Raw genomic sequence first — 12,380 nt, 5'->3', positions numbered from 1 at the left:
CCGGGCTCGCGCCCGTCCCGCCGCTATTGCAGCACGGATACGCGGCCGCGGCGGCCGGTACGGCATCGGCCCTGACCAGCGGCTGTTATCTATAAGTGCTGGTAGATGGGGGTGTCGGGGACGAGAATGACGGGCGGACGAAATTCGGTCCGGTATCCGGGAATGATCCGCGCCGGTCGTCCGTTGAGCTATTCGACAACATTGAGTGTGTCGGACTCAAGTTTGAGTTGACCCGAACGATGATCGGGTGCAGGATTGAGCCGACCACGCTCAGCGTTGCTGGGACCGTGCTCCGTCAGGTGCTTGGGGCGAGGTCTCGCGGCACGGCAGGTCCCGATGCGGACATCCGGTCGCAGGGCGGCACCCGCCCAGGCACCGACACCTGTAAGTACGTCACATAGGAGGAACCACAATGGCTCGTGCGGTCGGAATCGACCTCGGGACCACGAACTCGGTCGTCGCCGTTCTCGAAGGCGGCGAGCCGGTCGTCGTGGCCAACTCGGAAGGATCGCGCACCACCCCGTCGATCGTCGCGTTCGCGAAGAACGGCGAGGTGCTGGTCGGCCAGCCGGCGAAGAACCAGGCCGTCACCAACGTCGACCGCACCATTCGCTCGGTCAAGCGCCACATCGGCACCGACTGGACCGTCGAGATCGATGGCAAGAAGTACACCCCGCAGGAAATCAGCGCGCGCACCCTGATGAAGCTGAAGCGCGACGCGGAGGCCTACCTCGGTGAGGAGATCACCGACGCGGTCATCACCGTGCCCGCGTACTTCGAGGACGCCCAGCGGCAGGCCACCAAGGAAGCCGGCCAGATCGCCGGCCTGAACGTGCTGCGCATCGTCAACGAGCCCACCGCGGCCGCGCTCGCGTACGGCCTGGACAAGGGCGACAAGGAACAGACCATCCTGGTCTTCGACCTCGGTGGCGGCACCTTCGACGTCTCGCTGCTGGAAATCGGCGAGGGCGTCGTCGAGGTCCGCGCCACCTCCGGCGACAACCACCTCGGTGGTGACGACTGGGACGAGCGGGTGGTGTCCTGGCTGGTGGACAAGTTCAAGGCCAGCGCGGGCATCGACCTGACCAAGGACAAGATGGCCATGCAGCGGCTGCGCGAGGCCGCCGAGAAGGCCAAGATCGAGCTGAGCTCCTCGCAGAGCACCTCGATCAACCTGCCCTACATCACCGTCGACGCGGACAAGAACCCGCTGTTCCTCGACGAGCAGCTGACCCGCGCCGAGTTCCAGAAGATCACCTCGGACCTGCTCGACCGCACCCGCGCGCCGTTCCAGTCCGTGATCAAGGACGCGGGCATCAACGTGGCCGACATCGACCACGTCGTGCTCGTCGGTGGTTCCACCCGTATGCCCGCCGTCTCCGACCTGGTCAAGGAGCTGACCGGCGGTCGAGAGCCGAACAAGGGCGTGAACCCGGACGAGGTCGTCGCCGTCGGCGCCGCCCTGCAGGCCGGTGTGCTCAAGGGTGAGGTCAAGGACGTCCTGCTGCTCGATGTCACCCCGCTGTCGCTGGGCATCGAGACCAAGGGCGGCGTGATGACCAAGCTCATCGAGCGCAACACCACCATCCCGACCAAGCGCTCGGAGACCTTCACCACGGCCGACGACAACCAGCCGTCCGTGCAGATCCAGGTCTTCCAGGGCGAGCGCGAGATCGCCTCGCACAACAAGCTGCTCGGTTCGTTCGAGCTGACCGGCATCCCGCCGGCCCCGCGCGGCGTGCCGCAGATCGAGGTCACCTTCGACATCGACGCCAACGGCATCGTGCACGTCACCGCGAAGGACAAGGGCACCGGCAAGGAGAACACGATCAAGATCCAGGACGGCTCCGGCCTGTCCAAGGAGGAGATCGACCGGATGGTGAAGGACGCCGAGGCGCACGCCGCTGAGGACAAGGCCCGCCGCGAGGAGGCCGAGACCCGCAACCAGGCCGAGTCGCTGGTGCACCAGACCGAGAAGTTCATCAAGGACAACGAGGACAAGGTCCCGGCCGAGATCAAGACCAAGGTCGAGGCGGCCATCGCCGAGGCGAACGAGGCGCTCAAGGGCACCGACATCGCCGCGGTCAAGGCGGCTGTCGAGAAGCTCGCGACCGAGTCGCAGGCGTTGGGTCAGGCGATCTACGAGGCGTCGGCCAATGACGCCGCCGCGTCGAGCAACGGCGCCTCCGCGACCCAGGACGACGACCAGGTCGTGGATGCCGAGGTCGTGGACGAGCCGGTCGACACGGAGAAGAAGTGACAAACGGCAAGAATTCGGAGCAGCGCGACACCGAGCAGGAACCGATCACCTTCGTGGACAACCGCAAGATCGATCCCGAGACCGGTGAGGTGCGCGAACCCGCGGCGGCCGAGGCCGCCGCGGGGGCGGCCCCCGAGGGCGGCAACGGCGCGGCGCCCGAGGCGCAGGCCGACGCCGTCAGCGGTGAGCTCGCCGAGCGCACGGCCGACCTGCAGCGGCTGACCGCGGAGTACGCCAACTACCGGCGTCGCGTGGAGCGTGATCGCAAGACCGCGATCGATGCAGCCAAGGCCGCGGTGGTCACCGAATTGCTCGGCGTGCTCGACGATCTCGATCGGGCCAAGGCGCACGGCGATCTCGATGCCGGGCCACTGAAGTCGGTGGCCGACAAGCTGAGCACCGCACTGCAGAAGCAGGGCCTCGAGGAATTCGGCGCGGCGGGTGAACCGTTCGACCCGACCCTGCACGAGGCCGTGCAGCACGAGGGCTCGGGCCACGAACCGGTGATCGGGCTGGTCATGCGCAAGGGCTATCGGTTCGGCGATCGGGTGCTTCGGCACGCGCTCGTCGGGGTAACCGACGGGGTGGCCGAGCAGAGCGAGTCCACTCGGACAGAGGCATCGGATGCTGATGCCGGTGCGAACAAACAGTAACGGCGCGGCGCGCCGCAACCCCAAGACGGTGAGAGGAGGAGATATCCGGTGAGTCAACGGGAGTGGATCGAAAAGGACTTCTACAAGGAGCTGGGTGTCTCCTCCAGCGCCACCCAGGACGAGATCAAGAAGGCGTATCGCAAGCTCGCGCGCGACTTGCATCCGGATGCCAACCCCGGCGACAGCAAGGCCGAGGAGCGGTTCAAGACCGTCAGCGAAGCGCACGCGGTGCTGTCGGATCCGGCCAAGCGCAAGGAGTACGACGAGACCCGAAAGTTGTTCGCGGGCGGCGGTTATCCGCGCGGCGGGTTCACCCCCGGCGCGGGCGGCGGCTTCTCGCAGGACTTCAACATCGGTGACATCTTCGGCAACGCGAACGCGGGCGACGGTGGCCTCGGTGACCTGCTGGGCGGCCTGTTCAACCGGGGCGGCACCCGGACCACGAGCCGCCCGCGCCGCGGGGCCGATGTGGAGACCGAGACGACCCTCGGTTTCCGGGAGGCCGCGCAGGGCGTCACCGTCCCGCTGCGGATGACCAGTCCGTCGCCGTGTACCACCTGTCACGGCAGCGGCGCCAAGCCGGGCACCAGCCCTCGGGTCTGCCCGAACTGCAACGGAACCGGCATCATCAGCCGCAACCAGGGCGCCTTCGGCTTCAGCGAGCCGTGCGATGACTGCCGGGGCACCGGCTCGATCATCGACGACCCGTGCGTGGACTGCCACGGCAGCGGCATCCAGAACCGGACCCGCACCATCACGGTCCGGATCCCGCCTGGTGTCAGTGACGGGCAGCGGATTCGGCTCGCCGGTCAGGGCGAGGCGGGCCTGCGCGGTGCGCCATCGGGCGATCTGTTCGTCAGCGTGCACGTCAGCCAGGACAAGGTCTTCGGCCGCAACGGCGACGACCTGACCCTGGTGCTGCCGGTCAGCTACAGCGAATTAGTGCTCGGCACAACGGTTTCCGTGCCGACACTGGAGGGACGCGTCGGGGTGAAGGTGCCGCCGGGCACCGCCGACGGGCGTATCCTGCGGGTGCGCGGTCGTGGCGTGCCCAAGCGCGGCGGCGGTGCCGGTGACCTGCTGGTCACCGTCAAGGTCGCGGTGCCGCAGAAGTTGGATGACAATGCGGCCGAGGCGCTGCGGCGCTACGCGGACGCGGAGAAGGCCAGCGGATTCGATCCACGGGCAGGATGGGCAGGTGCTTGATGTCCAATGATCCGAAGCGGGCGTCCGGTGGGGCGTCCCGAGCCGAGTTCTTCATGATCTCGGTGGCGGCGCAGCTGGCCGGCATGCACGCGCAGACACTGCGCACCTATGACCGCCTGGGACTGGTTACGCCACAACGTACTTCGGGCGGCGGGCGACGCTACTCGACCAGGGACGTCGAGCTGCTGCGCGAGGTGCAGCGGCTGTCCCAGGACGAGGGTGTCAACCTGGCGGGCATCAAGCGCATCATCGAACTCACCAATCAGGTCGAGGAACTGCAACAGCGGGTCGCCGAGATGGCGGCCGAGCTGGAGCGGCTGCGGGCGGGCTACCGGCCCGATCTCGCACCGCCGCAACGCAGTACCGCGCTGGTGGTGTGGCAGCCCCGTAATCGTCGCGGTACCTAGTACCGCGCAACAATGCCGAATACGGCTGGCTAACCCTCGGGCCCCTTGTCCCGGCACACAATTGGTGCGCCGCGGTCGAGGGGCCCGAGGCGCTGTGTGGCCACTCTCGGGCAGGTTAGCCAAAGGTAAGCCCGGAGTCGGTGTGCGGCGGGGCTTCGCGCGGATGGCGCGCCTGGCCCCGCACCGCGGCGGATTTCGTCGCTCGCCCCGGCGGTCCGGCCGTGTCGGGCGTCCGCTCGGGTGACCAACGGATGGTCCACAAGTTGCCGTGCGGTCGCTCCAGCGGCGAGTTTTTCAGAGTGAGCCTTGCAAATTCAGTGTGTTTGTGACGGATTTCACCGATCCTTACGGTCTTTCAGTCTGTTTAGGGGGCGTTTCACGCTGCCCATCCTCGTTTCAGGAGAATTACACGCTTGATGTTTAAACGGAGGATTCCGTAGCTGGCAAACCTCGCCTACACTCCATGGCAACGGCTGCTGACGAGTGTCCCGCAGCACCTCACTCGCCGGCACAGCTTTGTGTTCGAGTGCGAAATGGGGTTGTGACACAAATGGATTCGCGGACCGTCGCTTTGATCAGAACGACGTTCAAGGCGGTTGCTGCGGAGGAAGGGGGGCAGGAGAAATTAGCGAGATCGTTTTATTCGATCCTATTCACCGACTACCCCCAAGTCCGCGATTTCTTCCCGGCAGCCATGGATGCACAGCGTGACCGCCTTGTCAAGGCCATCGGTTACGCGCTGGACCGGCTCGAAGAGCCGAACAAGTTGTTGCCGTTCCTCTCTCAGCTCGGCCGCGACCATCGCAAATATGGCGTGCAGCGCGAGCACTACGCGGCGGTGGCCAACTCGCTGAAGACCGCGATGCGGCTCTACGCGGGCACCGAGATGTGGACCGACGAGGTGGACCGGGCCTGGGAGGAGGGCCTGACGATCATCTGCGACACCATGTTCGGCGCCGCCGCGAAGGAGACCACGCCGGCGGTCTGGACCGGCACCGTCGTGGAAAGCCGTGCGGTACTGCGCAATCTGACGATCGTGCGACTCCAGCTCGACCAGCCGATGCAGTACGCCGCCGGCCAGTACCTGAGCGTGCAGGTGCCGTCGCGGCCGCGCATGTGGCGCTACATGTCGCCCGCCGTACCGGCAAATGCCAACGGCGAGATCGAATTCCACATTCGCAGCGTGCTCGGCGGCTGGGTCAGCTCGGCCATCGTCGGGCACACCGCCATCGGCGACAGATGGCTACTGGGCGCGCCGCTCGGCGGACTCGGCATACCGCGCAACGCGAAACGCAAGATGCTGATGGTCGGCTGCGGCACCGGGATCGCGCCGTTACGCGCCCAGCTGATGGCGATGGCGCAGCGGCGCACCAATCCGAAGGTGCACCTGTTCGTCGGCGGCCACCATCCGTGCGACCTCTACGACCTGGACACGCTCAACAGCCTCGCCGTCGCGAACCGCTGGCTGACCGTGACGCCGGTGACCGAACACGAGGAAAACCCTTGGTGGTACCAGGATTCCGGCGCCCTGGCGCCGAACTGGACCGGTCTGGAGCCCCGGCTGACCGGCCAGATCGGCAAGGTGGTGGCCGGCTACGGCTCCTGGGCCGACCGGGACGTGCAGATCGTCGGTTCGCCCTCGATGGTGCAGACCACCAAGTTTCGCCTGATGGCCGCGGGGACGCTCGCCAAGAACATCCGCCACGACCCACTGTTCTGACCGGCCGTCCGGGATTTCGACCCCTCCCGTCATCCCGGACCCACCCGGAATCCGGCCGTGCCCAGTACCGCGGCCGGATTCCGGTCTCCCGGGGATTCCGACGGACTTCGAGGCAGCGTCCAGCCGCTGGGCAGCGCCCGGGTTTCGAGAACCTAGAGTCCTTCGAATTGGATTCGCTCCGGCGGAGTTCCGGTTTCCAGCAGGCGGTCGACGGTCGCACTCACCATTCGCGGCGAGCCGCAGACCAGCACCTGGTGTCGGTCGAAGGCGCCGTGCGAGCCGACCACGTCGGCGAGGGTGCCGAACAGCATGTCGTCGGCCGGGAAGCCGATGTCGACGCGGCTGTGCTCGTACCACTCATCCACCCAGCCCGGGTCGTCCGGGCTCTCCACCACGGGAATCACGGTGAGCCAAGGCAATTCGCCCGCCAGCAGGTACAGCATGTCGGAGGCGTAGAGCTCGCGCGGGCAATGGCCGCCGAAGAACAGATAGGTGCGCGGTGGCTCCGGCGCGCGCGCCAGGTCCAGGATCTGCGCCCGCATCGGCGCGAGTCCGGTGCCGCCCGCGATCAGCACCACCTCGTCCCCTTCGGGGTCGACCCGGAAGCCGCCGAGTGGTGCGCGAATCTTCCATTCGTCGCCCGGTTTGGTGTCGGCGACGATCGAGCCGCTGCACCAGCCGCCCGGCACGGTGCGCACGTGGAACTCGAGTTTGCCGTCGAGCGAGGGCGGCAGTGCGGGGGACAGCCTGCGCCGCATGCTCGGTTGCTGGGGCACCGTCACCTCGACCGACTGCCCGGCGACGAACGGGACGAACTCACCGATCAGCCGAATCACCGCCAGGTCGTGGCGAATTCGATGATGCCCGACCACGGTCGAGGTCCATTCGGGTGGCTGCTGTGCGCCGTTGCCGAGCGTCTCGGGATCCCCGGGAGTCCACCCGCCCCGCGGACCTGGCCCGCTACCGTCCCCCATCGGGACCTCCTTCATCACACCGGGTCGGAGCTGATGATGTGCTCCGGAGTGCCGACCGCGATCAACGCCCGGCGGGTGTCGGCGATCATCTTCGCCGACCCGGCGATCTGGATCTGCCGGTCCGCCCACGCGCCGAAGCTCGCGACCACCGCGCCCAGGTTACCGATCAATCGCCGATGCATGCCGTACGGCTCTTCCTGCGGCGGATGCGGATACCACCACGGGTTCGTCTTCTGTTCACAGACCGGAACGATGGTGAGCCACGGATTGCTCTGCGAGAGCTGCCACATGTTCTCCACGTCGTAGAGATCGCAGGGATAGCGCCCGCCGATGAAGAAGTGCACCCGCGGGTTGACGCCGCGCTGGCCCATCTCGATCAACTGGGCGCGCAGCGGGGCGATGCCGGTGCCCGCGCCGATCATCAGCACATCGCGGCCGCTTTCCCGCTCGACGTGCAGGCCGCCGAGCGGTCCGGCGATCTGCCAGCGGTCACCGACCCTGGTCTCGTTGACGATCGCGGGGCTCACCCAGCCGCCGCGGATCTTGCGGATGTGGAATTCGATCTCGCCGTACGGGTTCGCGGGAATCGCCGGGGAGAAATAGCGCCACATCTTCGGCCGCTGCGGCACCGTGAGCGGCACGTACTGTCCGGCCTGATACGGGATCGGGCTCTCGGACTGTAATCGCACGATGGCCAGATCCTCGAGCACCCGCCGGTGCCCGACCACGGTCGCCTCCCAGAACGGCTGCGATTTGTCGGAATTCGCGCCGATCGCCATGGACGCCGAGATCAGGATCGTGATGTCGCGCCAGCCCTCCTCCAGGCCGCGGTGCCACGCGGCGCCGTTGTAGGCGCGGAACGCGGACAGCAGCGCGCGACCCGCCGCGTCGTAGTGCGCCGCGTCGACGCCGTACTTGCGGTGGTCGCGAGCGAGTTGTTCGAGGAACTTCTGCGCCCGTCCCCAATCCTCCAGATGGTCGAGCACATACTGGATGGCCGTGACGATCCGCTTCGCCTGCATGTCCATCGCAGGCGGGAAGAGTTCGCGCAGTTGCGGGTTCTCGGCGAACAAGTGACCGTAGAACGCACTGACCAACCGTTCGGGTCCGTTCGGCGCCTCGATCACCGAACGGAAGTTGGCGCGGACCAGCGCAGCCGAACGCGCATCCACGACGCGGTGTTTCCTTTCCCTCAGTTTCTGCCCGGGGACCTACCCGTAACCGGCCGTCCTCCGCGGACAAGTATCCCTGAATTCCCCGTGGTCGGGGCGGGTATGTCCCTGAAGCCCAGACCAAACGGTAAACGCCGGGCTAACGCAGTCTGTTACGGCCTTGATGCCGAAATCACATCATGGCGTTCGCGCCTTGTCGGCAGGGCGATGCCGGTATCGAGAGTACTCAGATCGCCAGGACAGTTTTGCCGCGGGCACCGGCGGCGCCGAGCAGATTCACCCCGTCGGCGAGCGGGTGGGTCGCATCGATCGGCACCACCACGTCGCCCTCGGCGACCCGGCTCAGCAACCGTGCCAATTCGGCTGCGCCGCCGGTGGATTGGAGGTTGCCACCGCGCAGTCCCTTGGCCCGCAGCGCGTTCTCGTCGGTGGACCAGATGGTGGAGTACACGGCCCCGCCGGGGCGCACCAGTCCGATGAGGTCATCCAGCGCCGCGGGCGGGCTGACCAGGTCGTAGAGCACGTCGATGCCATCGGGGTGCGCGGCGGCGACCTGCGCGCGGATCGATCCGTCGGTGTAGTCGACGGTCTGTGCCGCCCCGAGCCTGGTCATCTGATCCGTGACGGCGGCCCGCGCGGTGGCGATGACCTGTGCTCCCGCCATGTTCGCCAGCTGGACCAGGAACGAGCCGACGCCGCCGGTGGCGCCGACGACGAGCACCGTCTGGTCCGGCTCGATCTCGGTGGCGTCCACCAGATCCTGCGCGGTGACGCCCGCGGTCGGCACCGCGGCGGCGGTCGCGGTCGGCACGCAGTCGGGGATCGGCACCAGGACGCTGTTTTCCGGGGCCACCGCGAACTCAGCGAAGGCGCCGTGCCCGGCGGGCGGGGTGAGGAACTTGCCGACCACCCGGTCGCCGACGGCAAAGCGGCTCACCCCCGGCCCGACCGCGGCGACCGTGCCCGCGCCGTCGACGCCGAGGATCATCGGAAAGTCGTGCGGCATTTTGCCGTCCAGGATGCCGTCGGCCATTTTCGCGTCGAACGGGTTGACCCCCGCCGCCTCGATTTGCACCCGGACGGCGCCCGGGCCCGGCTCGGGCACCGGCATGTCGACCAACTCGGGTGTCGCTCCGAACTTCCGTACGACGATCGCGCGCATGCATTCGCTCCCTCGGTCGGGTGAAGAGTGATGCATCAACTAACGGCCAGGTTCATCGTAGGCATCCACACCCCCGAGACGCTGTGATTCATCGCAATGACGGGTGTCGCGGCGTACCGTTTCCTCGCACGGGAAAAGAACTGAACTTGAGCGGAACAGACTCAACCTTTCCGACGTTGGACGTAAGGAACGGCACGGAGCCGTGCGAAGGGTTTCGTGCGGATCAGGCTCCGCGGCCGCCACATCGACTAGCAGGAAGGTGACTTGTGGACTCGTTCAATCCCACCACCAAAACCCAGGCGGCCCTGACCGCCGCGTTGCAGGCGGCCTCCGCCGCGGGCAATCCGGAGATTCGTCCGGCCCATTTGCTGGTGGCGTTGCTGGATCAGACCGACGGCATCGCCGCCCCGCTGCTGAAGGCTGTCGGCGTCGACCCGGCGTCGGTCCGGCGCGAGGCCCAGGACATCGTGGAGCGGCTGCCCAAGGCGAGCGGCGCCACCACGACACCGCAGCTCGGCCGCGAGGCACTGGCCGCGATCACCGCCGCCCAGCAGCTGGCCACCGAGCTCGGGGACGAGTACGTCTCCACCGAGCATGTCATGGTCGGCCTGGCCAAGGGCGACTCCGATGTGACGATGCTGCTGGTGAAGTACGGCGCGAACGCCGACGCGCTGCGCGAGGCATTCACCGCCGTGCGCGGTAGCGCGCGGGTGACCAGCCCGGAACCCGAGGGCAGCTATCAGGCGCTGGAGAAGTACTCCACCGACCTCACCGCGGCCGCGCAGGAGGGCAAGCTCGATCCGGTGATCGGGCGCGACGCCGAGATCCGCCGCGTGGTCCAGGTTTTGAGCCGGCGCACCAAGAACAACCCGGTGCTCATCGGCGAACCCGGCGTCGGCAAGACCGCCATCGTCGAGGGGCTCGCGCAGCGCATCGTCGCCGGTGACGTGCCGGAGTCGTTGCGCGGCAAGTCCGTGGTGTCGCTCGACCTCGGTGCGATGGTCGCGGGCGCCAAGTACCGCGGCGAGTTCGAGGAGCGGCTCAAGGCCGTGCTCGAGGACATCAAAAACAGTGCGGGACAGATCATCACGTTCATCGACGAGCTGCACACCATCGTCGGCGCAGGCGCGACGGGCGAGTCCGCGATGGACGCGGGCAACATGATCAAGCCGATGCTGGCCCGCGGTGAACTGCGCCTGGTCGGCGCGACCACGCTGGAGGAGTACCGCAAGCACATCGAGAAGGACGCCGCCCTGGAGCGCCGCTTCCAGCAGGTGCTGGTCGGGGAGCCGTCGGTGGAGGACACCATCGGCATCCTGCGCGGACTCAAGGAGCGCTACGAGAACCACCACGGCGTGCGGATCACCGACTCCGCGCTGGTCGCCGCGGCCAGCCTCAGCGACCGCTACATCACCTCGCGGTTCCTGCCGGACAAGGCGATCGACCTGGTCGACGAGTCCGCGTCCCGGTTGAAGATGGAAATCGATTCCCGCCCGGTGGAAATCGATCAGATCGAGCGCGCGGTGCGCCGGCTGGAGATCGAGGAGCTGGCGCTGACCAAGGAGACCGACGAGGCCTCCAAGCAGCGCCTGGAGAAGCTGCGTTCCGAATTGGCCGACGCCCGTGAGGAACTCAACCAGCTGACCACCCGCTGGCAGAACGAGAAGAAGGCGATCGATCAGGTCCAGGTCCTGAAGAAGGAACTGGAGGTGCTGCGCGGCGAGGAGGAGCGCGCCGACCGCGAGGGCGACCTGGAGAAGGTGTCCAAGCTGCGGTACAAGGACATTCCGGAGCTGGAGCAGCAGCTGGCCGAGGCCGAGCGGACGTCGAAGGCGGCGGGCGACGGCGATGTGATGCTGAAAGAGGAAGTGGGCCCGGACGATATCGCCGAGGTGGTCGCCGCGTGGACCGGCATCCCGGTGGGCAGGCTGCTCGAGGGCGAGACACAGAAGCTGCTGCGGATGGAGCAGGAGCTCGGCAAGCGCGTGGTCGGTCAGGCCGAAGCGGTGCAGGCGGTGTCGGACGCGGTGCGCCGGGCGCGCGCCGGCGTCGCGGACCCGAACCGGCCGACCGGCTCGTTCATGTTCGTCGGCCCCACCGGTGTCGGTAAGACGGAGCTGGCGAAAGCGCTGGCGGACTTCCTGTTCGACGACGAGCGCGCCATGGTCCGGATCGACATGAGCGAGTACAGCGAGAAGCACGCGGTGGCCAGGCTGGTCGGCGCTCCGCCCGGATACGTCGGTTACGACCAGGGCGGCCAGCTGACCGAGGCGGTGCGCCGCAGGCCGTACACGGTGGTGCTGTTCGACGAGATCGAGAAGGCGCACCCGGATGTGTTCGACATCCTGCTCGCCGTGCTCGACGAGGGACGGCTCACCGACGGCCAGGGTCGCACGGTGGACTTCCGCAACACCATCCTGATCCTGACCTCCAACCTCGGTGCGGGCGGCGATCGCGAGTTCGTGATGAACGCGGTGCGCTCGGCGTTCAAGCCGGAGTTCCTCAACCGCCTCGACGATGTGGTGATGTTCCACGCGCTCGACGAGGAGCAGTTGGAGCACATCGTCGACATCCAGCTCGATCAGCTGCAGAAGCGGCTCGCGCAGCGCAGGCTGACGCTGGACGTGAGCGACTCGGCCCGGTTCTGGCTCGCCGTTCGCGGCTACGACCCGGTCTACGGTGCGCGTCCGCTGCGCAGGCTGGTGCAGCAGGCGATCGGCGACACCCTCGCCAAGGAACTGCTGGCGGGCGAGATCGCCGACGGGGACACGGTGAAGGTGACGGTGATGCCCAACGGTGACGGGCTCATCGTCGGCAAGTAAGGCG

The 12,380-nt window shown here is 67.4% G+C and carries 9 protein-coding genes; 6 read left to right on the top strand and 3 right to left on the bottom strand.

Annotation, left to right across the window (positions count from 1 at the left end; genetic code table 11):
- Positions 1 to 412 precede the first annotated feature (412 nt).
- The 5 genes from dnaK to F5X71_RS34280 all read left to right on the top strand — a co-directional run bounded on the left by dnaK (position 413) and on the right by F5X71_RS34280 (position 6,246).
- Positions 413 to 2,260 (top strand): molecular chaperone DnaK, encoded by a 1,848-nt coding sequence (dnaK, locus tag F5X71_RS34300; protein ID WP_167465708.1) that lies wholly within the window; start codon positions 413 to 415, stop codon positions 2,258 to 2,260.
- A complete protein-coding gene (gene grpE, locus F5X71_RS34295) occupies positions 2,257 to 2,913 on the top strand; it encodes a nucleotide exchange factor GrpE (protein ID WP_167465707.1) in 657 nt (218 codons plus the stop codon). Before dnaK ends, grpE begins: the two co-directional genes overlap by 4 nt.
- 48 nt (positions 2,914 to 2,961) lie before the next feature.
- Positions 2,962 to 4,119 carry a molecular chaperone DnaJ gene (gene dnaJ / locus F5X71_RS34290; RefSeq protein WP_167465706.1) on the top strand — a complete coding sequence of 386 codons (1,158 nt, stop codon included), beginning with the start codon at positions 2,962 to 2,964 and terminating at the stop codon, positions 4,117 to 4,119.
- A complete protein-coding gene (locus F5X71_RS34285; protein WP_167465705.1) occupies positions 4,119 to 4,526 on the top strand; it encodes a heat shock protein transcriptional repressor HspR in 408 nt (135 codons plus the stop codon). Before dnaJ ends, F5X71_RS34285 begins: the two co-directional genes overlap by 1 nt.
- Positions 4,527 to 5,076: 550 nt before the next feature.
- Entirely contained in the window at positions 5,077 to 6,246 is a 1,170-nt protein-coding gene (locus F5X71_RS34280; protein ID WP_167465704.1) for an FAD-binding oxidoreductase, read from the top strand.
- A 152-nt stretch (positions 6,247 to 6,398) separates the two neighbouring features.
- Here the strand turns inward: F5X71_RS34280 and F5X71_RS34275 are convergent, their stop codons facing one another.
- From F5X71_RS34275 to F5X71_RS34265, 3 genes are all read right to left on the bottom strand, one after another.
- Positions 6,399 to 7,220 (bottom strand): FAD-binding oxidoreductase, encoded by an 822-nt coding sequence (locus F5X71_RS34275; protein ID WP_238815615.1) that lies wholly within the window; start codon positions 7,218 to 7,220, stop codon positions 6,399 to 6,401.
- Positions 7,221 to 7,234: 14 nt separating this feature from the next.
- Positions 7,235 to 8,392 carry an FAD-binding oxidoreductase gene (locus F5X71_RS34270; RefSeq protein ID WP_167465703.1) on the bottom strand — a complete coding sequence of 386 codons (1,158 nt, stop codon included), beginning with the start codon at positions 8,390 to 8,392 and terminating at the stop codon, positions 7,235 to 7,237.
- Between the two features lie 226 nt (positions 8,393 to 8,618).
- Entirely contained in the window at positions 8,619 to 9,554 is a 936-nt protein-coding gene (locus F5X71_RS34265) for an NADP-dependent oxidoreductase (RefSeq protein WP_167465702.1), read from the bottom strand.
- A 266-nt stretch (positions 9,555 to 9,820) separates the two neighbouring features.
- Here F5X71_RS34265 and clpB point away from each other — a divergent pair, with 266 nt between their 5' ends.
- The gene (gene clpB, locus F5X71_RS34260; RefSeq protein WP_167465701.1) at positions 9,821 to 12,376 is read left to right on the top strand and encodes an ATP-dependent chaperone ClpB; all 2,556 of its coding nucleotides are present in this window, start codon (positions 9,821 to 9,823) and stop codon (positions 12,374 to 12,376) included.
- Positions 12,377 to 12,380 lie beyond the last annotated feature (4 nt).

It is taken from the genome of Nocardia brasiliensis, assembly GCF_011801125.1.
Lineage (GTDB): Bacteria > Actinomycetota > Actinomycetes > Mycobacteriales > Mycobacteriaceae > Nocardia > Nocardia brasiliensis_C.
Note: the sequence above shows the minus strand (reverse complement) of the source record. Positions and strands in the feature narration are given on the sequence as shown.